Below are 21,254 nucleotides of genomic sequence, written 5' to 3' on the forward strand. Positions count from 1 at the left end.
ATTAAACAAAGTTGTTACAAACAACACCAGAAAAAGCATATAATGCGTAAAAGTTATGGGGTCACTCTTTAACCTGCAAATAAGTTATGTAACAGTAAGAAGATATTGACCGATCCCTTCAGTACAGTTAATAGTGATAGACAGGTTGAATAATTCGGATTGCTAAGTTGTTGATTTGTTGCTATTTCACCATGAGTTAACTGATTTACCTGCAAGCGCCCATTGCTCTGTACCCTGGTTTTCTCCTCTCACGCAGAGCGGCGAGCCGAATAACAAACCGGTAACAGTTAATTTTATGTTTACACAAACTCATTCCCGCTGCGTCAACGCGGCACGCGTGAAGGACGATGTGTAGAAGACAGATCTCACCTGTGCAGTCTCAAGCAATAAGGCGCTAAGGAGACCGTAAATGGCTGATACAAAGGCAAAACTCACCCTCAATGGTGATGCTGCTATCGAACTGGACGTGCTGAAGGGCACGCTGGGTCAGGACGTTATTGATATTCGTAGTCTGGGTTCAAAAGGCATGTTCACTTTTGATCCGGGTTTCACCTCTACCGCATCCTGCGAATCCAAAATTACGTTCATCGACGGCGATGAAGGGATTTTGTTACACCGCGGCTTCCCGATCGATCAGCTGGCCACCGACTCCACCTACCTGGAAGTGTGCTACATCCTGCTGTACGGCGAAAAACCAACGCAGGCTGAATACGACGAGTTCAGAACCACGGTGACCCGTCATACCATGATCCACGAGCAGATCACCCGCCTGTTCCACGCCTTCCGCCGCGACTCACATCCCATGGCGGTAATGTGCGGGATCACCGGCGCGCTGGCGGCGTTCTATCACGACTCGCTGGACGTGAACAATCCGCGCCACCGCGAAATCGCGGCCTTCCGTTTGCTCTCCAAAATGCCGACGATGGCAGCGATGTGTTACAAGTATTCGATCGGTCAGCCATTCGTTTACCCGCGTAACGACCTCTCCTATTCCGGTAACTTCCTGAATATGATGTTCTCTACGCCGTGCGAAACGTATGAAGTGAACCCGGTGCTGGAACGTGCAATGGACCGTATCCTGATCCTGCACGCTGACCACGAGCAGAACGCGTCCACCTCCACCGTTCGTACCGCAGGTTCTTCCGGCGCCAACCCCTTTGCCTGTATCGCGGCGGGCATCGCTTCCCTGTGGGGACCGGCACACGGCGGCGCAAACGAAGCGGCCCTGAAAATGCTGGAAGAAATCAGCTCAGTTAAACACATTCCGGAATTTGTTCGTCGCGCGAAAGATAAAAACGACTCTTTCCGCCTGATGGGCTTCGGCCACCGCGTGTACAAAAACTACGACCCGCGCGCCACCGTAATGCGTGAAACCTGCCATGAAGTGCTGAAAGAGCTGGGCACGAAAGATGACCTGCTGGAAGTGGCCATGGAGCTGGAACACATCGCGCTGAACGACCCGTACTTCATTGAGAAGAAGCTCTACCCGAACGTGGACTTCTACTCCGGTATCATTCTGAAAGCGATGGGGATTCCGTCCTCTATGTTCACCGTGATCTTCGCGATGGCACGTACCGTCGGCTGGATTGCGCACTGGAATGAAATGCACAGCGAAGGCATGAAAATCGCCCGTCCTCGTCAGCTGTATACCGGCTACGATCAGCGTGATTTTAAGTCTGACATTAAGCGTTAATGCTTTACGCATCCGGCGTCCCCCACGCCGGATGCGTGCCAGCGCGCTCCGGCTCTCCCTCCCTGCCGGATGGCCTGTTAACCGCACCATCCCCTCTTTTATTGACCCGCGTTATTTTAATCTGCTCACACTTTCTCTATGATTTCCTGAGATTTCGCTAAACGTTATTCAGGAGCAGGGAATGCCATCTTTGCAGTGGGGCGCCTTATTTGTCTTGTCGTTACTTCTTTCCCTGCTGTTCCTGTACGTTCATCTCCCGGCGGCGCTGTTGCTCGGCCCGATGCTGGCAGGCATTGTGTTTAGTCTGCGCGGGATGCCCCTGAAACTGCCCCGTAGCGCCTTCCTCGCCGCCCAGGCGATCCTCGGCTGCATGATTGCGCAAAACCTTACCGGCTCCATCCTCACCACGCTTGCCCTTCACTGGCCGATGGTCCTGGCGGTGCTGTTGGTTACGCTGCTTTCCAGCGCGGTAGTGGGCTGGCTGCTGGTCCGCTACAGTTCGCTGCCGGGCAACACCGGCGCGTGGGGCTCTTCGCCCGGCGGCGCGGCGGCGATGGTCGCCATGGCGCAGGACTATGGCGCGGACATCCGTCTGGTGGCATTTATGCAGTATTTACGCGTGCTGTTCGTTGCGGGGGCGGCGGTGCTGGTCACCCGCCTGATTCTGGGCGACAGCGCAGAGGCCGTCAGCCAGCAGGTGGAATGGTTTCCGCCGCTGAGCGTTAACTTACTGTCTACCCTGCTGTTGGCGGCCATTGCGGGTCTTGCCGGACGGCTGTTGCGGATCCCGTCCGGTACGATGTTGCTGCCGATGCTGGCAGGCGCGTTGCTGCATACCAGCGGGACGATGGTGATTGAACTGCCGGAGTGGCTGCTGGCGATTGCCTATATGGCGATTGGCTGGCGCATCGGTCTGGGCTTCGATAAACAGGTGTTTTTCATGGCGCTGCGCCCCCTGCCGCAAATACTCGCCTCCATCTTTTCCCTGATGGCGATTTGCGCGGCAATGGCATGGGGCCTCGCGCACTACATGCAAATTGATTTTATGACCGCCTATCTCGCCACCAGCCCCGGCGGGCTGGACACCGTGGCGGTGATCGCCGCTGGCAGCAACGCCGATATGGCGCTGATCATGGCGATGCAAACCCTGCGCCTGTTCAGCATCTTGCTGACCGGCCCGGCGGTGGCGCGTTTTATTTCCACCTACGCGCCAAAACGGCCATCACAGCGCTGAAAAACGTCGCGTGGCCAGACTGCTCGCTATTTTTGACAGTGCGGACACCAGTAAAATGGGCGCGACGAAAGCGTGGTTTTTTCAATGATCCCGCCACAGCGCTCGCACGTTTCACCGTCACGGTGGAACACATGAAAGCGAAACAGCGCGCCATGGTGTTTATTCTCATCCACCCGCCCACGCGTGGTATAGGACAGGCGCGGAATATCCAGCAGCGCGTGGGATAACGCGTCGAGTTGTTTCGCATTCAACGCGTTCGCTTTGTGACTGCCGTTTAGTCCCACCTGCCAGAGGATCTCGACGCGCAGGTAGTTACCCAGCCCGGCGAGAAATGCCTGATCCAGTAGCAGCCCGGCAAATTGTCGATTGCGAAAACGGGGCGAAAGCAGACGTTCTTTTACCGCTTCAGCCGTCAGACGCGGATCGAGCACATCCGGGCCAACGCGCTGTAAAAAGGGATGGGTAGTAAGTTGCTCCGGCGTCAGCATCTCAATATCCGAGGCGCTGTAGAGCAGAATGGCTTTATCCGCCGTTTGCAGCCGCACGCGCAGCACGCGGGTGGTCTGCGGCGCTTCACCGCTGTCCACCACTCGCCACACGCCGTAAAGCTGATTGTGGCTGTACAACGTCAGGCCGTCGGAAAAATGGGTCAACAGCGCTTTACCGCGCGTTTCCATTTCCGTCACTCGCTGCCCTTGTAGCTGTGATTCAAAGGGTTTTAACTGCGCAAAGGCAAACCAGACGTCCGTCAACGGTTTACCTTTGATCGCCGCCTCCAGGGTATCCGCCGCGCGGCGGATCTCCGGGCCTTCAGGCATGATACTGTCCTTATCGATAGTGTTAGTGGGTTGCGCCGCCCGTCACCACAAGATCCTTTTCGACCTGTAGTGCGGTCTCAATGGCGATTTCCAGTGCCTGACGCACCGTTTCCGCCGCCATGCTGGGCGCGCCCGGATGCGCCGCCGCCTGCTGCGGTAGATAAGGGATATGAATAAATCCGCCCTTCACCTCCGACAGGCCGCTTAATTTATGCAGCAGCCCGTACATGACATGGTTGCAGACAAAGGTGCCGGCAGTTTGCGATACCGACGCCGGCACGCCCGCCTCACGCATCGCGCTCACCATCGCTTTGATCGGCAGCGTGCTAAACCAGGCCGCCGGACCGTCGATCACTATCGGCATATCCACTGGCTGCTGGCCTTTATTATCCGCAATGCGGGCATCATCGACGTTGATCGCCACGCGCTCAACGGTGATATCCGAACGCCCCCCGGCCTGACCTACCGCCAGCACTAGCGCCGGAGAGAGCGCGTCAATCGCCGCATTCAGTACGCTGAGCGATTCGCCAAATACGCAGGGTAACTGGCGCGCAACCACGCGACATCCGCGGATAATTGCGTTGTCGAGGCGCGACACCACTTCCCAGGAGGGGTTAATCTGTTCGCCGCCAAACGGCTCAAAACCGGTGATCAATACCGTTTTCATCCTTCCTCCTTACAGGAACATCAGGAAATACATCAGGAACACGTTGACGATAAGCAGCAACACGCCGGTCGGCACCTGCGCTTTAATCACCGCGTTTTTATCCGGCAGCTCCAGCAACGCGGCAGGAACAATGTTGAAGTTTGCCGCCATCGGCGTCATAAGCGTACCGCAGTAGCCGGAAAACATGCCAATCGCCGCCATCACCGCCGGATTGCCGCCGTGCTGGAGCACCAGAATCGGAATGCCAATCCCTGCCGTCACGATCGGGAAAGCGGCAAAGGCGTTGCCCATCACCATCGTCAACAGCGCCATCCCGAGGGTATACACCGCCACCGCGATAAAGCGGCTGTCAACGGCGAGGTATTCCTGAGTCAGATACGAAATGCCGCTGCCCACGCCTGCGGCGGTGAACAACAGTCCCAGCGTCGCGAGGATCTGCGGCAGAATAAACGCCCAGCCGATGGAGTCGAGCAAACGCCGCGCTTCCTGAATCGGCTGATGGACCTTCTCGTGCGTCATTTTGATCGCCATGCCGAGGCCGATCAGCGAACCTGCGGTCATGGAAAACAGCGTGACCAGGGTAGCGTGGTTACCTGGCCCGAACAGCCCTTCCTGTAAACCGGGAATATGGTTGAACATCAGCACGCCGATCACCGTCACTACCGGAATCGCCAGCGCCGGATAAAACAGGCGGTTGCCGAGACGCGTCGCGCTCTCTTCACGTTGCTCACGGGTACGCTGATGATAGCTGCCGAGCTTTACGCCGCCAAATCCGGCAATCAGCGCCATCAACACCACGGCAATGCCAACGGCGATATTCACCGCGCGCTTGTCGCCCACTAACTGATAGGTCCAGTCGCCCAGTAAAAACAGCAGACCGTAGACGCCCCAGAATAATCCCGTCGTCAGCCGTCGCGGGTTGGCTTTGTCCCGCCAGGACATCAGAGCGACAATCAACAGAATAACGCCTGCCAGCCAGTAGAGGTAGCTTTGCTGAAAATTCATTGCGCATCTCCTTTACCCGCGTTCGCCGCACTGGCTTTCGCCATCTCACGTTGCAGATAGTTATCGAGCCGCCACAGGCGCGCGCCGTGGATCAGAAACGCGCAGATCGCCGTGGGGATCCCCCACAGCGCAATGTGCAGCGGTTCGGTCTGGATCCCGCCGGATTCCAGCATAAAGTTGTGCATGAAGATGATCGCGCCGAACGCAACGAAGATATCTTCGCCAAAGAACAACCCAACGTTATCGGTCGCCGCCGACATCGCCCGCAGGCGATAGCGTACCGCGCCAGGCAACTGGCCGTAATTCTTCTCCGCCGCGCCTTCCGCCATCGGCGCCAGCAGAGGACGCACCATCTGCGGATGGCCGCCGAGGCTGGTCAGCCCCAGCGCCGCCGTCACTTCACGGATAAAGAGGTACACCACCAACAGACGACCCGCGGTGGCGCTGCGAATTTTCGCGATCCACGTCTGGGCGCGTTCTTTGAGACCGTGACGCTCCAGCAGACCGATCACCGCAAGCGGGATCAACAGAATAAACGGCAGATTGCGGGTATTGAGAAAGCCTTCTCCCAGTTTTTCGAGGATCGTGGCGATCGGCATCTGCGCCGCCAGTCCGGTGACGATCCCGGCCACAATGACCACCAGCACCGGGTTAAAGCGTAAAAGAAACCCGACCACAATGACGGCAATGCCCATCAGTGGCCAGAGAGTGATAGCATCTCCCATAATCCATTCCTTGTCTGTTGTGTTTTTGTTGTGTCGTACGTCAGCGCGTCGTCCTCTTTGGGACGACGTCATTGTTTAAGCTGTAATGTGAATACCGCGCGTCGTAAACGCTTCGCGCAGACGTCGGGCAAAAGCGAGTGCGTGCTCGCCGTCACCATGAATGCACACTGTCTGGGCGACCACGCTGGCCCACGCGCCGGTCACACTCTGCACGCGGCCGCTTTCCACCATCCCCAGCGTTTGCGCCAGCGACTGTTCCTCGTCGTCGATCAGCGCTCCCGGCTGGCTACGCGGCACCAGCGAACCGTCAGGCTGGTAGCCGCGGTCGGCGAATACTTCCTGACGGGTGACAAGTCCGTAACGCTCACCCGCACGGATCAGTTCGCTGCCCGCCAGTCCGACCAGAACCAGCGCGGGGTCGCAGGCATGTACCGCTTTCGCGATCGCGTCCGCAAGCTGCGGGTCTTTCGCCGCCTGGTTGTAGAGCATCCCATGCGGCTTGACGTGACGCAGAACGCCGCCCTCCGCTTTCGCGATCGCCGCCAGCGCGCCGACCTGATACAGCGTCTGCGCGTAGACGGTTTCCGGCGGCAGGGTCATTGCCGTACGGCCAAAGTTTTCCCGGTCGGGAAAGCTGGGGTGCGCGCCAATGGCGACGCCGTTTTTCAGCGCATTTCGCACACTCGACAGCATGGTTTGCGCATCCCCGGCATGAAACCCGCAGGCAATATTGGCCGAAGAGACCAGCGTTAACAGTTCCGCATCGCTTGCGCAGCCTTCGCCGAGGTCCGCATTCAAATCAATGTTCATTGCTCAACCGCCATGTCAGTTGTTCAAGATAGCGCCGCTGGTCCTGGCGCGCTTTCAGCGCGTCTTCCAGCGAACACTGGACAAAATGAATCGGCTGACCGAGCGGGATCTGCGCCAGATGGTACATATCCGCTTCGATAATACAGGCGATTCGCGGATAGCCGCCGGTGGTCTGGGCGTCGTTCATTAATACAATCGGCTGACCGTTGTGCGGCACCTGCACCACCCCGGGCAGCAAACCGTGGGACAGCAGTTCACGTTCGGTGGTGCGTTTTAGCGGCTGTCCCTGCAGCCGGTAGCCCATCCGGTTACTTTGCGGACTGAGGTACCACGGCGAACGCCAGAACGACGCCTGCGATGCCGTATCAAACTCGTGATATTCCGGCCCCGGCAGTGCGCGAAGCCGGTTTCCCCACAGCAGCTGTTTTACCCCCTGGGCGCCGAGGAATTGCCGCGCCGGTGCGCCAATGGCGAGGCGGTCGCCGTCCCGGAGCAGACGCCCTTCGAAACCGCCAATCCCGACTTTCAGGTCCGTACTGCACGACCCCATGACTTCAGGTACGGCAATGCCTCCGGCCACCGCCAGGTAGCTGCGCATACCGTGTTGCGGACGCTTTAACGCCAGACGCTGACCCGCTTTTACCGGCAGTCGCCAGCCTGTCCAGACCGGGTGCTCATCCAGTTTCGCTTCGCATCCTGCGCCGGTCAGGGCAAACCAGCCGTCGGCCTCAAATTCGACCACCAACTGTCCGAGCGTAATTTCCAGCAGGGGCGCGTTGGCGTCGTTGCCGACCAGCAAATTGGCGATATGCATGGCGGGTCGATCCAGCGCGCCGCAGTGGCTGATACCGGACTGGCGAAAACCGTGACGGCCACCATCCTGTACCGAAGCGTACATTCCCGCGCGAATAATCTTCAACATACCCCCTCCTTCTGCGGGATAAAGCGCACGTTGTCGCCGGGACGCAGCAGGACCGGTTCATCCTGCGTCGGGTCGAACAGTTTCCGCGGCGTGTGTCCGATGAGCTGCCAGCCGCCCGGCGTCGCGAGCGGATAAATGCCCGTCTGCGATCCACCGATCCCGACAGAACCTGCCGGAACGATCAGGCGCGGTTCGGCGCGTCTGGGCGTATGCAACGGTTCCGGTAAGCTTCCAAGATAGGGAAAACCGGGTTGAAAACCTAAAAACCAGACCACGTACTCAACCGACGCGTGTAGTTCGACCACCTGCTTTTCGCTCAGCCCACTGTGACGAGCCACCAGAGCGAGATCGGGACCGCCCGCGCCGCCGTAAACCACCGGGATATCAATATTGCGCGAGTCGGGCTCCAGCGCCTCGCTTTCTTCCCACCAGCGCTGCAAACGCTCAATGGCATCCAGCGCCAGGGTTTGCGGCTCCCGTAGGATCACCGTGATATTGTTCATCCCTGGGATAGCTTCAACCACATTTGGCATGTCGACCAGACGCTGGGTCAGTCGCCAGATACGTTTCTGGCTCGCCAGTGTCACGGGGGGTTCCAGCTCCAGTACCACCGCCGTTTCGCCTAACAGATAACAGCGCGCTCGTTGCACTTGCGTTCCTCTTCGTCTTTTTTACGCGGGATTCGGTATGTCAATAAACGTCACATCCAGATCGGTATTTTCATTCAACCAGTCGCTGAGGGCGCGAATACCGCCGCGTTCGGTGGCATGATGCCCGGCGGCGTAAAAATGCAGCCCCTGCTCGCGCGCCGAATGAATGGTTTGTTCAGAGACTTCGCCCGTAATGAACGCGTCTACGCCAAAGCGGGCGGCGCTGTCGATAAAACTTTGTCCGCCGCCGGTGCACCAGGCGACGCGGGTGACCGTCTCCGGCCCGGTATCGCCGCACCATAACGGTTTACGCCCAAGACGCGCTTCAATCCATGAGGCCAGTTCCAGTCCAGGCACTGGCATCGACAGTTCGCCCCAGGGCACCAAGAGTTCGATCTCCCCCATCACGTTGATGCCAAGCAGGGCGGCAAGCTGCGCGTTGTTGCCCAGTTCAGGATGCGCGTCCAGCGGCAGGTGCCAGCCGTAGAGGTTGATATCATTTGCCAGCAGCGTTTTCAGGCGGTTACGCTTCATGCCGCGAATCACCGGGGATTCGCCTTTCCAGAAGTAGCCATGGTGAACGATGACCGCATCAGCCTGCAGGCGTACCGCTTCATCCAGCAATGCCTGGCTGGCCGTGACGCCGGTGACGATTGTTTGCACCGTCGCTTTGCCTTCAACCTGTAAACCGTTAGGCGCGTAATCGCTTATCGCCGCGCTGTTGAGTTTCTCGTTGATCAGTTGTTCCAGTTCGGTGTTTTTCATCATCGCTCCCTTGTTCGTCTATGCGATACGTTAAAATAGCCTTCGGGCGTCCGTTCGTCGATAGCCAATTCACTGACACATTAAGAAACAATCCCGTCGTTTTTTAGCGAGAAAAGCGCGCCCTTCCGTGAGCGAATTCATGTATATTTATGCAATCAGACAGCATATTGCAAAAATAATCCTCTCTGTATCGACATTGTAACGTTAAGGAACCCCCGCCGCGCGGCGTTTTATCCGCTGGGCGCGCAAGCTATTCTGGTATCACAATGAATAAAGCATCATCTCAACCGCGGGCGATTTACTACGTCGTCGCGCTGCAAATCTGGGAATACTTCAGTTTTTACGGCATGCGCGCCCTGCTGATCCTCTATCTCACCAACCAGCTTAAATACGACGATACCCACGCCTATGCGTTATTCAGCGCTTATTGTTCGCTGGTCTATGTCACGCCGATTCTTGGCGGTTATCTCGCTGATAAAGTGCTCGGTAACCGCATGGCGGTAATGCTTGGCGCTTTTCTGATGGCGGTCGGGCATCTGGTCCTCGGCGCCAGCGAAATTGCCCCCACCTTCCTTTATTTGTCGCTGGCAATCATTGTTTGCGGCTATGGCTTGTTCAAGTCGAACATCAGTTGTCTGCTGGGTGAGTTGTACCAGCCGGACGATCCACGCCGTGACGGTGGGTTTTCGCTGCTATACGCGGCGGGCAATGTGGGTTCGATCGTCGCACCGATCGCCTGCGGGTATGTCCAGGAAGAATACAGTTGGGCGATGGGCTTCGCGCTGGCGGCCATCGGCATGATCGCCGGGTTGATCATCTTCCTTTGCGGCAATCGCCACTTCGCGCACACCAAAGGGGTGAACAAAGCCGCGCTGTGCGCCCGGCCGTTTCTCCTGCCCAACTGGGGCTGGCTGCTGGTCCTGTTGGTTGCCGCGCCGCTGGTCATTACCGTTCTGTTCTGGCAGGACTGGTCGGTTTACGCGCTGATTGCCGCCACCGTCATCGGTCTGGCGGTGCTGAGTAAAATTTATCGTCAGGCAGAAAACCAGAAGCAGCGTAAAGAGCTGGGCCTGATCGTGACCCTCACCGTCTTTAGCCTGCTGTTCTGGGCCTTTGCCCAGCAGGGCGGCAGCTCCATCAGCCTGTATATCGATCGCTTCGTAAACCGCGATATTTTCGGCTATTCGGTTCCTACCGCCATGTTCCAGTCGGTAAACGCCTTTGCCGTGATGCTCTGCGGCGTGGTGCTGGCCTGGCGGGTAAAAGAGAGTATGGGGGGTCGCCGCAGCGTACGCATCTGGGGCAAATTCGCTCTCGGCCTCGGTCTGATGAGCGCCGGATTCTGCATTCTGACCCTCAGCGCCCGTTGGTCCGCAGCCTATGGCCACTCTTCCATGCCGCTGATGATCCTCGGTCTGGCGGTGATGGGCTTTGCAGAACTGTTTATCGACCCGGTGGCGATGTCGCAGATTACACGTATTGAAATCCCTGGGGTAACTGGCGTATTAACCGGCATATATATGCTGCTTTCCGGCGCGATTGCCAACTATCTGGCGGGCGTCATTGCCGATCAAACGTCCCAGAGCGCGTTTGACGCCAGCGGCGCGATCAACTATTCCATCAATGCTTATATCGATGTGTTCAGTGACATCACCTGGGGTGCGCTGGCCTGCGTCGGGCTGGTACTGTTGATCTGGCTGTATCAGTCGCTTAAATTCAGAAACCGCCCGCTGGCGATTGAGTCCTGAGTTAACGGACATGAGTGGCTGGGCGCCGTGACCCGATCGTCTTCGTTAAGGCCGGTTACCCGCAGCACCCAGCCACGCTCGCTTCCCTGTGCCTGCATGGTGTGGGCAATGCGTAGCGCCGCCTCCCGCTGACCTTCTTTTTTCCCTGCTGACGTCCCTGCAATAAACCATCCTGTAGCCCCTGGCTATGTCCTTCCAGGCTACCGGGTGACATAAATGACCTTACGCGCCTTTTCTTGCCGCTTCATAGGCGGCAAGCGTCGCCACGCGGGCCTGTTTATGATCGACGATGGGCTGCGGGTAGTTAAGCGTGACGCCTGCTTTTTTTGCCCATTTCCACGGTTCGTGAATCGCGTTTCCAGGCACGTCGCGCAGTTCCGGGAGCCACTGACGAATAAACCTACCGTCGCGATCGAATTTTTCCCCCTGCGTTGTTGGGTTAAAAATACGAAAATAGGGTGCGGCGTCAGTACCTGTGGAGGCCGCCCACTGCCAGCCGCCGTTATTGGCGGCGAGATCGCCATCAATAAGCTGCGACATGAAATAGCGCTCGCCCTTGCGCCAGTCGATCAGCAGGTCTTTCACCAGGAAACTGGCGGTAATCATTCGCAGACGGTTATGCATCCAGCCGGTAGCATTAAGCTGGCGCATAGCCGCATCAACAATCGGAAAGCCGGTTTGCCCCGTCTGCCAGGCGCTGAAATGCGCCGCGTTATCCTGCCAGGCTACCTTTTCCGTCCAGCCGATAAATGGGCGGTATTTACACAGCGCAGGGTTCCAGGTCATCAGATGCCGATAAAACTCTCGCCAGATAAGCTCGTTCAGCCAGACGCTGCCCGGCCCGCCGTCCAGTGCGTCAGGCTGTTCGGCGAGCAGGCGGTGCAGACACTGGCGCGGCGATAACCCTCCCGTCGCCAGAGCGGCAGATAAACGGCTGGTGCCGTCGATAGCGGGAAAATCCCGCTGCTGTGCGTATTCACCCGCCCCCTGCTGGCAAAACTGGCGCAGTCGGGCTATCACCGTTTTTTCGTCCACCGGGAAAAGCGTGGTGTCTGCCTCCTGCTGCGGATAGGTAAACACGATTTTTTGACGCCGCTGCGCCAGGGGCGAATTTTCTCGCGCGGCTGGCGCCGCCACACATTCAGGCATGGCCTCTTTCAAGCGCTTAAGCCAGGCATTTTTAAACGGGGTAAAAACTTTATACATTTCCTGATTGCCGGTCATCACCGATCCCGGCGGCAGAATCACGCTGTCGTCAAACCCTTCACATACCACCTCAGGCAGCGCTTTTTCTACCGCCGCATCCCGTTCGCGTTCGTTGACCTCATACTGATAGTTGTAAAAAAGATGGCTGACATCATGCTGCCTGCAGACCGCTTTTACCGTTTCGACGCTGGCGGTAAAGTCGTCCGCTTCGGCGGTGAGCAGCGGGATGCCCTTCTCCGCGAGGGAGGCCTGCAACCCTTCGAGTTGCGCACGGATCACCCCCGCCTGACGCGGCGACAGAGTGTGATCTGCCCATTGGCGGGGCGTGGAGATAAAGAGCGCCAGCACGTGCGCATTACGATGGCGACAGGCGGCGGCAAGCGCGAGATTGTCATGCAGACGGAGATCGCGGCGGAACCAGACCAGATGGGTGGGCATAGAACTCCTGTTAAAATAACGCGGTACGTTTCACGATAATGATTTTTATGTCCTTACAGCCGGGTCCTTTAGGCGCTAAGTGTAGTCGCAGACATAAAAAAACCGCCACATGACTGTTGGCGGTTTTTTTGTCGGTCAATGATCAGTAAAAATCGCAGGTCGCTTTTTCTGCCTGGTCCATCCACACCGGCTTGTCGCTGGTTTTCGACCAGACGCGGTGCAGGTAGCTGTAAAAACGGGCGCGATCTTTCCAGAACAGCATGACCGGCAGCGCCAGGACTCCCGCCAACACGGCGAAAGTACGGCGTAAGAACACAACATGCGCGGGATAATCTTTATAGAGTCCCATACTTTCTCCCCTTTTATATCTTCGGTGAATTGCACCGTGAAAATGAATTTGGTTATCTGATGAAAATTGTACCGCCTTGCCTGTAATTTTACTACTCATCCGACCACTTATTTTTAGCGGTTTAGGCTTTATTTACGTTCATTACGTAATTAAGTTACATAAAAGTTAAATTAATACTAATCATTAGTTAAATAATGGTCTCTGCCATTTTTATACTTTTTTTACACCTTACCCGCCAATTTTTGCGAAATCTTTGCAGGCAGATATTTACCCTTTGATTATCACCATTATGCCACTGGAGGTGCACTGTGAGTGCAGGCGTGATAATCGGTATCGTACTGATTTTCTTATTATTAGGTTATCTGGTTTATGCGTTAATCAACGCGGAGGCATTCTGATGGCTGCGCAGGGATTTCTACTTATTGCCACGTTCTTAGCGATGCTGTTCTTACTTGCCAGACCCCTGGGAGTCGGACTGGCGCGTTTGATTAACGATACGCCGCTTCCGGGCACAGCAGGCATTGAGCGCCTGCTCTGGCGGGCGCTGGGGATTTCCCAACGGGAAATGAACGCCCGGCAGTATGTGCTGGCTATTCTCGCGCTGAATGTGTTGGGGCTGGCGGCGCTGTTCGTCATGCTGATGTGTCAACAGCGCTTGCCGTTAAATCCGCAGCAGTTGCCGGGCCTTTCATGGCATCTGGCGCTCAATACGGCAGTAAGTTTTGTCACCAATACCAACTGGCAGGCTTACGGCGGAGAAACGACCCTTAGCTATTTCAGCCAGATGGTCGGCCTGACAGTGCAAAACTTCTTGTCAGCGGCCACCGGGATTGCCGTCGTGTTCGCGCTGATACGCGGATTTGTCCGTCAGAGCGCCAGCACCCTGGGTAATGCCTGGGTCGATCTGGTACGTATTACCGTGTGGATCCTGTTCCCCCTCGCGTTACTCATCGCGCTGTTCTTTATTCAGCAAGGGGCGCTGCAAAACCTGCTGCCGTATCAGCCGTTCACCACCCTCGAAGGGGTGCAACAGTCCCTGCCAATGGGACCCGTCGCCTCTCAGGAAGCGATAAAAATGCTGGGTACCAACGGCGGCGGCTTCTTTAACGCTAACTCGGCGCATCCGTTTGAAAACCCGACCGCGCTGACCAATCTGGTGCAGATGCTGGCGATCTTTTTGATTCCGGCGGCCCTGTGCTTTGCGTTTGGCGACGCGGCAGGCGATCGCCGCCAGGGGCGAATGCTGCTGTGGGCAATGTCGCTGATTTTTATCGTCTGCGTGGCGGTAGTGATGTGGGCGGAGGTGCAGGGTAACCCGCATCTGCTGCAATACGGCGCCGACAGCAGCCTGAATATGGAGGGGAAAGAGAGCCGCTTTGGCATTCTGGTCAGCAGTCTGTTTGCCGTGGTCACCACCGCCGCGTCCTGCGGAGCGGTCATTGCCATGCATGACTCCTTTACTGCGCTGGGCGGGATGGTGCCCATGTGGTTGATGCAGATCGGTGAAGTGGTGTTCGGCGGCGTCGGCTCAGGCCTCTACGGTATGCTGCTGTTCGTGATGCTGGCGGTATTCATTGCCGGCCTGATGATTGGCCGCACGCCGGAGTATCTCGGTAAAAAGATCGACGTGCGCGAAATGAAAATGACCGCGCTGGCGATTCTCGTTACCCCCGCGCTGGTCCTGCTCGGCAGCGCGCTGGCGATGATGACCGAGGCGGGACGCAGCGGCATGCTTAACCCCGGCCCTCACGGCTTTAGCGAAGTGTTGTATGCGGTCTCCTCGGCAGCCAATAACAACGGCAGCGCCTTTGCCGGTCTGAGCGCGAACTCACCGTTCTGGAACTGTCTGCTGGCCTTCTGCATGTTTGTCGGTCGCTTCGGGGTGATTATTCCGGTCCTGGCGATTGCCGGTTCGCTGGCGGTGAAACAGCGCCAGCCTGCCAGCCCGGGTACGCTGGCGACTCACGACGCGCTGTTTGTCGGGCTGCTGATTGGCACCGTACTGTTAGTCGGCGCGCTGACCTTTATTCCTGCACTGGCGCTTGGCCCAGTGGCTGAACACCTTTCCTTACGCTGAGCACGGAGCACATGACTATGAGTCGCAAACAACAGGCGCTTTTCGAACCGTCATTGGTCGCTCAGGCGCTGATGGACGCCGTGAAAAAATTAAGCCCCCATACCCAGTGGCGCAATCCGGTGATGTTTATCGTCTGGATCGGCAGCCTGCTGACTACCCTGATAGCCATCGCGATGGCTGGCGGGCAGATGCCTGGCAGCGCGCGGTTTACCGGCGCGATCGCCCTGTGGTTATGGATCACCGTGCTGTTCGCTAATTTTGCCGAAGCGCTGGCGGAAGGACGCAGTAAAGCCCAAGCCAACAGCCTGAAAGGGGTGAAAAAAACCGCCTTCGCCCGCAAACTGCGCGAGCCGAAATACGGCGCGCAAAGCGATCGTGTGGCGGCGGACCAACTGCGTAAAGGCGATATCGTCCTCGTGGAAGCCGGCGATATCATTCCCTGCGATGGCGAAGTCATTGAAGGCGGCGCGTCGGTGGATGAGAGCGCCATTACCGGCGAGTCTGCGCCGGTGATCCGTGAATCCGGCGGCGACTTCGCCTCGGTCACGGGCGGGACGCGTATCCTCTCCGACTGGCTGGTAATCGAATGCAGCGTCAATCCAGGCGAAACCTTCCTCGACCGGATGATCGCCATGGTCGAAGGCGCGCAGCGTCGTAAGACGCCAAACGAAATCGCCCTGACCATCCTGCTGATTGCCCTTACCCTCGTCTTTTTGCTGGCAACGGCAACGCTGTGGCCGTTTTCCGCCTGGGGCGGCCATCCGGTGAGCGTGACCGTACTGGTGGCGCTGCTGGTGTGCCTGATCCCGACCACCATCGGCGGATTGCTCTCCGCGATCGGCGTGGCCGGCATGAGCCGGATGCTCGGCGCGAACGTTATCGCCACCAGCGGACGTGCAGTGGAAGCAGCGGGCGATGTGGATGTCTTGTTGCTGGATAAAACCGGCACCATCACCCTCGGCAACCGTCAGGCGTCACAGTTTCTGCCCGCCAGCGGCGTGGATGAACGCACGCTGGCGGACGCGGCGCAGCTTTCTTCGTTAGCGGACGAAACGCCGGAAGGCCGCAGTATCGTTATCCTCGCCAAGCAGCGTTTTAATCTGCGCGAGCGCGACGTGCAGTCGCTGCATGCCACTTTCGTCCCGTTCACTGCCCAGAGCAGGATGAGCGGTATTAACATCGATAACCGGATGATCCGTAAAGGATCGGTGGATGCGATTCGCCGCCACGTCGAGGCTAACGGCGGGCAGTTCCCGCCTGATGTCGAGCAAAAAGTGGACAGCGTCGCCCGCCTGGGCGCCACGCCGCTGGTGGTCGTGGAAGGCGCACGCGTACTGGGGGTTATCGCGCTTAAAGATATTGTCAAAGGCGGCATAAAAGAACGTTTCGCCCAACTGCGCAAAATGGGCATTAAAACGGTGATGATCACCGGCGACAACCGTCTGACCGCCGCCGCCATCGCCGCCGAGGCGGGGGTGGATGACTTCCTCGCCGAAGCCACGCCGGAAGCCAAGCTGGCGCTGATTCGCCAGTATCAGGCGGAAGGACGCCTGGTGGCGATGACCGGGGACGGCACCAACGACGCGCCAGCGCTGGCTCAGGCTGACGTCGCGGTGGCGATGAACTCCGGCACCCAGGCGGCGAAAGAAGCGGGTAATATGGTCGATCTCGATTCTAACCCCACCAAGCTGATTGAAGTGGTGCATATCGGCAAACAGATGCTGATGACACGCGGTTCCCTGACAACTTTCAGTATCGCTAACGACGTGGCGAAATACTTCGCGATTATTCCGGCTGCCTTTGCCGCAACGTACCCGCAGCTTAATGCACTGAATATTATGCGTTTGCATTCGCCGGATTCCGCGATTCTTAGCGCGGTCATTTTTAATGCGTTGATCATTGTCTTTTTGATCCCCCTGGCGCTTAGAGGCGTGCGCTACAAACCGCTCTCCGCCTCTGCGATGCTGCGCCGCAACCTGTGGATTTACGGCCTCGGCGGTCTGCTGGTGCCGTTTATCGGAATCAAAATCATTGATGTTCTGCTGACCCTGCTGGGTCTGGTGTGAGGGATATATGAATCAACTACGTCCATTCTTGTCGACGCTGATTTTTCTGATGCTGTTGACCGGCGGGGTTTACCCGCTGCTGACCACCACACTGGGACAGTGGTGGTTTGCGCCGCAGGCCAACGGCTCGCTGATTATTGACAATAACATTGTGCGCGGCTCCAGGCTTATCGGGCAAAACTTTACGGCGGAAGGATATTTCCACGGTCGCCCTTCCGCTACCGCCGACATGCCTTATAATCCGATGGCGTCTGGCGGCAGCAACCTTGCCGTCAGCAACCCTGAGCTGGATCAGCAGATCCAGCAACGGATAGCCGCCCTGCGCGCCGCCAACCCGCAGGCCAGCGCTACGGTGCCGGTTGAACTGGTCACGGCGTCCGCCAGCGGTCTGGATAACAACCTGAGTCCGGCCGCCGTCGCCTGGCAGATCCCGCGCGTCGCCAACGCGCGCAATTTGCGCGTTGAAACGGTGAGGCAACTGGTCGCAAACTATACCCAAACGCCGCCGATTGGCTACCTCGGCCAGCCAGTGGTCAATCTCGTGGAACTGAATTTAGCGCTGGATAAGCTCTGATGGTTAATGAAGAACCGCTCCGCCCGGATCCCGATCGTCTGCTGGAGCAGACGGCGGCGCCGCACCGGGGAAAACTGAAAATTTTCTTCGGCGCCTGCGCGGGCGTCGGGAAAACCTGGGCAATGCTGGCCGAAGCGCAACGTTTGCGCGCCCAGGGGCTGGATGTTCTGATTGGGGTGGTGGAAACCCACGGACGCAAAGAGACCGCCGCCCTGCTGGAGGGGCTGGCGATTCTACCGCTGAAACGCCAGGCGCATCGCGGGCGTCACATCAGCGAGTTCGATCTCGACGCCGCCCTCGCCCGCCGTCCGGCGCTGATACTGATGGACGAACTGGCGCACAGCAACGCGCCTGGCTCACGTCATCCGCGACGCTGGCAGGACATTGAAGAACTGCTTGAAGCCGGTATCGATGTGTTCACCACCGTGAATGTCCAGCACCTGGAAAGTCTCAATGATGTCGTCAGCGGTGTCACCGGTATCCAGGTGCGCGAAACCGTTCCGGATCCTTTCTTTGACGCCGCCGACGAAGTGGTGCTGGTCGACCTGCCGCCTGACGATCTTCGCCAGCGCCTGAAGGAAGGCAAAGTGTATATCGCCGGTCAGGCCGAACGCGCCATTGAACATTTCTTCCGCAAAGGCAATCTCATCGCCCTGCGCGAACTGGCCCTGCGGCGCACCGCCGACCGGGTGGACGATCAAATGCGCGCCTGGCGGGGACGCCCCGGCGAGGAAAAAGTCTGGCACACACGCGACGCCATTCTGCTGTGCATTGGACACAATACCGGCAGCGAAAAGCTGGTGCGCACCGCCGCGCGTCTGGCGTCCCGGCTGGGCAGCGTCTGGCATGCGGTGTACGTCGAGACGCCCGCCCTGCACCGTTTACCGGAAAAGCAGCGGCGGGACATTCTCAGCGCTCTGAGGCTGGCGCAGGAGCTGGGGGCGGAAACGGCCACCCTTTCCGATCCCCGTGAAGAGAAAGCGGTGGTTCGCTATGCCCGCGAGCATAACCTGGGCAAAATCGTGCTGGGACGCCCCCCCGGACGGCGCTGGTGGCACAAAGCGTCTTTCGCGGACCGGCTGGCGAAACGCGCGCCGGAACTGGACGTTATGATTGTCGCGCTGGACGAGTCGCCGCTACGCCCACTCTCCGCCCTGCCGGATACCCGCAGTTTTAAGGACAAATGGCGGGTGCAAATTCAGGGCTGTCTGGTCGCCGTCGCCCTTTGCGCGCTGACGACATTCATTGCCAGCCAGTGGCTGGCGGCCTTCGACGCCGCCAACCTGGTGATGCTGTATCTGCTGGGCGTGGTGGTGATCTCTCTTTTTTATGGCCGCTGGCCGTCGGTATTTTCTACCGTGATCAGCGTGGTCAGCTTTGACCTGTTCTTTATTGCCCCGCGCGGCACGCTCGCAGTATCCGACGTTCAGTATCTGTTGACCTTCGGGGTGATGCTCACGGTGGGTCTGGTGGTGGGGAATCTCACCGCTGGGGTGCGCTACCAGGCGCGCGTGGCGCGTTATCGGGAACAACGCACCCGTCATCTGTATGAAATGTCGAAAGCGCTGGCGATGGATCGCAGCGAGAAAGATATTGCCGTCACCAGCGAGCAATTTATCGCTTCCACGTTTCACGCCCGCAGCCAGATTCTGTTACCGGATGCGCAAGGCAGTCTGACGCCGCTGACCCACGCCAGGGGCATGACGCCCTGGGACGATGCGATCGCCCGCTGGAGCTTTGACAAGGGCCAACCGGCTGGCGCGGGCACCGATACCCTTCCCGGCGTGCCGTACCAGATCCTGCCATTGCGCAGCGCGGACAAAACGTACGGGCTGGCGATCGTCGAGCCGGGAAACCTGCGACAACTGATGATCCCTGAACAACAGCGCCTGCTGGAAACCTTTACGCTGCTGGTGGCGAACGCCCTTGAGCGCCTGACGCTCACCGCCAGTGAAGAACAGGCGCGTCTGACCAGCGAGCGGGAAAGCCTGCGTAACGCCCTGCTCGCTGCGCTCTCTCACGATCTGCGCACTCCGCTGACGGTGCTGTTTGGCCAGGCGGAAATTCTCACCCTCGATCTGGCCAGCGAAGGCTCCGCGCACGCGAAGCAGGCCAGTGAAATTCGCCAGCATGTGCTGAATACTACCCGGTTGGTGAATAATCTGCTGGATATGGCGCGCATTCAGTCAGGCGGCTTTAACCTGAAAAAAGAGTGGCTGACGCTGGAAGAAGTGGTGGGCAGCGCGCTGAAAATGCTGGAGCCGGGGTTACTTCACCCGATCAATCTCTCCCTGCCAGCCCCGCTGACGTTGATCCATGTTGATGGCCCGCTGTTTGAACGGGTCCTGATCAATCTGCTGGAAAACGCCATTAAGTATGCCGGACCGCAAGCGGAGATCGGCATTGACGCCCATGTCGAAGGCGACCAACTGCTGCTTGACGTGTGGGACAACGGACCGGGGATCCCCGAGGAACAGCAGCAGCCGATCTTCGACAAATTCGCCAGAGGTAATAAAGAGACCGCGGTACCCGGCGTCGGGCTGGGACTGGCGATCTGTCGGGCGATTGTTGAAGTGCACGGCGGCGCCATTGCCGTCTATAATCGCCCGCAGGGCGGCGCCTGTTTTCGTGTTACACTGAAGCAAGAAGCCCCACCAGAACTTGATGATTTTCATGAGGATATGTGACAAACGTTCTGATTGTAGAAGATGAACAGGCCATCCGCCGTTTTCTGCGCAGCGCGCTGGAAGGCGACGGACTGCGTGTATTCGAAGCGGAAACCCTGCAGCGTGGACTGCTGGAGGCAGCCACGCGGAAACCGGATCTTATTATTCTCGATCTTGGCCTGCCGGATGGCGACGGCATCGATTTCATCCGCGATCTGCGGCAGTGGAGCGCCGTCCCGGTGATCGTACTTTCTGCCCGCAGCGAAGAGAACGATAAAATTGCCGCCCTTGACGCGGGCGCGGATGACTATCTGAGTAAACCTTTTGGTATTGGCGAACTGCAGGCGCGTCTGCGCGTGGCCCTGCGCCGTCATGCCGCAACCCCTTCCCCTGATCCGGTTGTCCGCTTTTCCGACATCGTGGTGGATCTCGCCGCGCATCTGATTCATCGCGGCGAAAGTGAAATTCACCTTACGCCGATTGAGTTCCGCCTGCTGGCCGTCATGCTCAACAATCCGGGAAAAGTGTTAACGCAACGGCAGCTATTGAATCAGGTTTGGGGGCCGAACGCGGTCGAACATAGCCACTATCTGCGTATTTATATGGGTCACCTGCGGCAAAAGCTGGAGCAGGATCCGGCCCGTCCCCGGCATTTCATCACCGAAACCGGCATTGGCTATCGTTTTATGCCATGAATGGTTATTCATTATTTTTAAATAATTCTAAAAATTAATTTTTAATATACCGCACTGCCATAATAATAATTATGGCGGCATAAGTTTATTCTCACAAAAATAACAAAATACAAATATATAACATATAAAACACATTTTGATATCTT

At 57.9% G+C, this 21,254-nt stretch carries 20 protein-coding genes; 9 read left to right on the plus strand and 11 right to left on the minus strand.

The window, feature by feature from the left end; translation table 11 throughout:
• Positions 1-409: 409 nt before the first annotated feature.
• Positions 410-1,693, plus strand: a complete 1,284-nt coding sequence (locus OGY07_RS18180; protein WP_042285358.1) for a citrate synthase — start codon at positions 410-412, stop codon at positions 1,691-1,693.
• 181 nt (positions 1,694-1,874) lie between these two features.
• The gene (locus OGY07_RS18185; RefSeq protein WP_200033734.1) at positions 1,875-2,927 is read left to right on the plus strand and encodes an AbrB family transcriptional regulator; all 1,053 of its coding nucleotides are present in this window, start codon (positions 1,875-1,877) and stop codon (positions 2,925-2,927) included.
• A 26-nt stretch (positions 2,928-2,953) separates the two neighbouring features.
• Here the strand turns inward: OGY07_RS18185 and nei are convergent, their stop codons facing one another.
• From nei to ybgI, 8 genes are all read right to left on the minus strand, one after another.
• Positions 2,954-3,745, minus strand: a complete 792-nt coding sequence (gene nei / locus OGY07_RS18190) for an endonuclease VIII (protein ID WP_181821770.1) — start codon at positions 3,743-3,745, stop codon at positions 2,954-2,956.
• Between the two features lie 22 nt (positions 3,746-3,767).
• On the minus strand, positions 3,768-4,412 hold the full coding sequence (gene pcp, locus OGY07_RS18195; RefSeq protein ID WP_181821771.1) for a pyroglutamyl-peptidase I: 645 nt from the start codon (positions 4,410-4,412) through the stop codon (positions 3,768-3,770).
• A 9-nt stretch (positions 4,413-4,421) separates the two neighbouring features.
• Positions 4,422-5,417, minus strand: coding sequence for a DUF979 domain-containing protein (locus tag OGY07_RS18200; RefSeq protein ID WP_042285370.1), 996 nt, complete (start codon positions 5,415-5,417; stop codon positions 4,422-4,424).
• A complete protein-coding gene (locus OGY07_RS18205; protein ID WP_042285372.1) occupies positions 5,414-6,142 on the minus strand; it encodes a DUF969 domain-containing protein in 729 nt (242 codons plus the stop codon). The genes OGY07_RS18200 and OGY07_RS18205 overlap by 4 nt, the downstream gene beginning before the upstream one ends.
• A gap of 75 nt (positions 6,143-6,217) precedes the next feature.
• A complete protein-coding gene (gene pxpA / locus OGY07_RS18210) occupies positions 6,218-6,952 on the minus strand; it encodes a 5-oxoprolinase subunit PxpA (protein WP_042285375.1) in 735 nt (244 codons plus the stop codon).
• A complete protein-coding gene (gene pxpC / locus OGY07_RS18215; RefSeq protein WP_286602212.1) occupies positions 6,942-7,874 on the minus strand; it encodes a 5-oxoprolinase subunit PxpC in 933 nt (310 codons plus the stop codon). Before pxpC ends, pxpA begins: the two co-directional genes overlap by 11 nt.
• Positions 7,868-8,524: a 5-oxoprolinase subunit PxpB gene (pxpB, locus tag OGY07_RS18220; protein ID WP_042285380.1), complete on the minus strand. Its 657-nt coding sequence runs from the start codon at positions 8,522-8,524 to the stop codon at positions 7,868-7,870. Before pxpB ends, pxpC begins: the two co-directional genes overlap by 7 nt.
• 21 nt (positions 8,525-8,545) lie before the next feature.
• A complete protein-coding gene (gene ybgI / locus OGY07_RS18225) occupies positions 8,546-9,289 on the minus strand; it encodes a radiation resistance protein YbgI (protein ID WP_286602726.1) in 744 nt (247 codons plus the stop codon).
• 266 nt (positions 9,290-9,555) lie between these two features.
• On the opposite strand from ybgI, the gene OGY07_RS18230 reads away from it, so the two are divergent.
• A complete protein-coding gene (locus OGY07_RS18230; RefSeq protein WP_181821774.1) occupies positions 9,556-11,037 on the plus strand; it encodes an MFS transporter in 1,482 nt (493 codons plus the stop codon).
• On the opposite strand, the gene OGY07_RS23500 is transcribed toward OGY07_RS18230, so the two are convergent.
• The 3 genes from OGY07_RS23500 to OGY07_RS18240 form a co-directional block, all read right to left on the minus strand.
• The gene (locus tag OGY07_RS23500) at positions 10,992-11,135 is read right to left on the minus strand and encodes a hypothetical protein (RefSeq protein WP_500861408.1); all 144 of its coding nucleotides are present in this window, start codon (positions 11,133-11,135) and stop codon (positions 10,992-10,994) included. The two genes, OGY07_RS18230 and OGY07_RS23500, sit on opposite strands and share 46 nt — an antisense overlap.
• A 124-nt stretch (positions 11,136-11,259) precedes the next feature.
• Positions 11,260-12,681 (minus strand): deoxyribodipyrimidine photo-lyase, encoded by a 1,422-nt coding sequence (gene phrB, locus OGY07_RS18235; protein WP_286602214.1) that lies wholly within the window; start codon positions 12,679-12,681, stop codon positions 11,260-11,262.
• Positions 12,682-12,823: 142 nt separating this feature from the next.
• On the minus strand, positions 12,824-13,030 hold the full coding sequence (locus OGY07_RS18240; protein ID WP_042285391.1) for a YbfA family protein: 207 nt from the start codon (positions 13,028-13,030) through the stop codon (positions 12,824-12,826).
• 308 nt (positions 13,031-13,338) lie between these two features.
• Here OGY07_RS18240 and kdpF point away from each other — a divergent pair, with 308 nt between their 5' ends.
• The 6 genes from kdpF to kdpE are packed head-to-tail and all read left to right on the plus strand — an operon-like array spanning position 13,339 to position 21,108.
• On the plus strand, positions 13,339-13,428 hold the full coding sequence (gene kdpF / locus OGY07_RS18245; RefSeq protein ID WP_042285393.1) for a K(+)-transporting ATPase subunit F: 90 nt from the start codon (positions 13,339-13,341) through the stop codon (positions 13,426-13,428).
• Positions 13,428-15,107, plus strand: coding sequence for a potassium-transporting ATPase subunit KdpA (gene kdpA, locus OGY07_RS18250; protein WP_286602216.1), 1,680 nt, complete (start codon positions 13,428-13,430; stop codon positions 15,105-15,107). The genes kdpF and kdpA overlap by 1 nt, the downstream gene beginning before the upstream one ends.
• A gap of 17 nt (positions 15,108-15,124) precedes the next feature.
• Complete coding sequence (gene kdpB, locus OGY07_RS18255) at positions 15,125-17,173, plus strand: potassium-transporting ATPase subunit KdpB (protein WP_042285398.1); 2,049 nt, start codon at positions 15,125-15,127, stop codon at positions 17,171-17,173.
• Between the two features lie 7 nt (positions 17,174-17,180).
• Positions 17,181-17,747 carry a potassium-transporting ATPase subunit KdpC gene (kdpC, locus tag OGY07_RS18260; RefSeq protein ID WP_042285401.1) on the plus strand — a complete coding sequence of 189 codons (567 nt, stop codon included), beginning with the start codon at positions 17,181-17,183 and terminating at the stop codon, positions 17,745-17,747.
• Positions 17,747-20,434 carry a two-component system sensor histidine kinase KdpD gene (gene kdpD, locus OGY07_RS18265; protein ID WP_286602219.1) on the plus strand — a complete coding sequence of 896 codons (2,688 nt, stop codon included), beginning with the start codon at positions 17,747-17,749 and terminating at the stop codon, positions 20,432-20,434. The genes kdpC and kdpD overlap by 1 nt, the downstream gene beginning before the upstream one ends.
• Positions 20,431-21,108, plus strand: a complete 678-nt coding sequence (gene kdpE, locus OGY07_RS18270; protein ID WP_042285405.1) for a two-component system response regulator KdpE — start codon at positions 20,431-20,433, stop codon at positions 21,106-21,108. The genes kdpD and kdpE overlap by 4 nt, the downstream gene beginning before the upstream one ends.
• Positions 21,109-21,254 lie beyond the last annotated feature (146 nt).

Origin of the sequence: Citrobacter sp. Cs237, assembly GCF_030332325.1 — a bacterium.
In the GTDB taxonomy this organism is placed as follows: Bacteria; Pseudomonadota; Gammaproteobacteria; order Enterobacterales; family Enterobacteriaceae; genus Citrobacter_A; species Citrobacter_A sedlakii.

What these genes read in the sequence shown, in the direction of transcription:
- nei (WP_181821770.1), bottom strand. Translation starts at nt 3,745, where the DNA reads ATGCCTGAAGGCCCGGAGATCCGCCGCGCGGCGGATACCCTGGAGGCG.
- OGY07_RS18185 (WP_200033734.1), top strand. Translation starts at nt 1,875, where the DNA reads ATGCCATCTTTGCAGTGGGGCGCCTTATTTGTCTTGTCGTTACTTCTT.
- ybgI (WP_286602726.1), bottom strand. Translation starts at nt 9,289, where the DNA reads ATGAAAAACACCGAACTGGAACAACTGATCAACGAGAAACTCAACAGC.
- phrB (WP_286602214.1), bottom strand. Translation starts at nt 12,681, where the DNA reads ATGCCCACCCATCTGGTCTGGTTCCGCCGCGATCTCCGTCTGCATGAC.
- pxpC (WP_286602212.1), bottom strand. Translation starts at nt 7,874, where the DNA reads ATGTTGAAGATTATTCGCGCGGGAATGTACGCTTCGGTACAGGATGGT.
- kdpB (WP_042285398.1), top strand. Translation starts at nt 15,125, where the DNA reads ATGAGTCGCAAACAACAGGCGCTTTTCGAACCGTCATTGGTCGCTCAG.
- pcp (WP_181821771.1), bottom strand. Translation starts at nt 4,412, where the DNA reads ATGAAAACGGTATTGATCACCGGTTTTGAGCCGTTTGGCGGCGAACAG.
- OGY07_RS18240 (WP_042285391.1), bottom strand. Translation starts at nt 13,030, where the DNA reads ATGGGACTCTATAAAGATTATCCCGCGCATGTTGTGTTCTTACGCCGT.
- OGY07_RS23500 (WP_500861408.1), bottom strand. Translation starts at nt 11,135, where the DNA reads ATGCAGGCACAGGGAAGCGAGCGTGGCTGGGTGCTGCGGGTAACCGGC.
- pxpA (WP_042285375.1), bottom strand. Translation starts at nt 6,952, where the DNA reads ATGAACATTGATTTGAATGCGGACCTCGGCGAAGGCTGCGCAAGCGAT.
- OGY07_RS18230 (WP_181821774.1), top strand. Translation starts at nt 9,556, where the DNA reads ATGAATAAAGCATCATCTCAACCGCGGGCGATTTACTACGTCGTCGCG.
- kdpA (WP_286602216.1), top strand. Translation starts at nt 13,428, where the DNA reads ATGGCTGCGCAGGGATTTCTACTTATTGCCACGTTCTTAGCGATGCTG.
- kdpC (WP_042285401.1), top strand. Translation starts at nt 17,181, where the DNA reads ATGAATCAACTACGTCCATTCTTGTCGACGCTGATTTTTCTGATGCTG.
- OGY07_RS18180 (WP_042285358.1), top strand. Translation starts at nt 410, where the DNA reads ATGGCTGATACAAAGGCAAAACTCACCCTCAATGGTGATGCTGCTATC.
- OGY07_RS18205 (WP_042285372.1), bottom strand. Translation starts at nt 6,142, where the DNA reads ATGGGAGATGCTATCACTCTCTGGCCACTGATGGGCATTGCCGTCATT.
- OGY07_RS18200 (WP_042285370.1), bottom strand. Translation starts at nt 5,417, where the DNA reads ATGAATTTTCAGCAAAGCTACCTCTACTGGCTGGCAGGCGTTATTCTG.
- kdpD (WP_286602219.1), top strand. Translation starts at nt 17,747, where the DNA reads ATGGTTAATGAAGAACCGCTCCGCCCGGATCCCGATCGTCTGCTGGAG.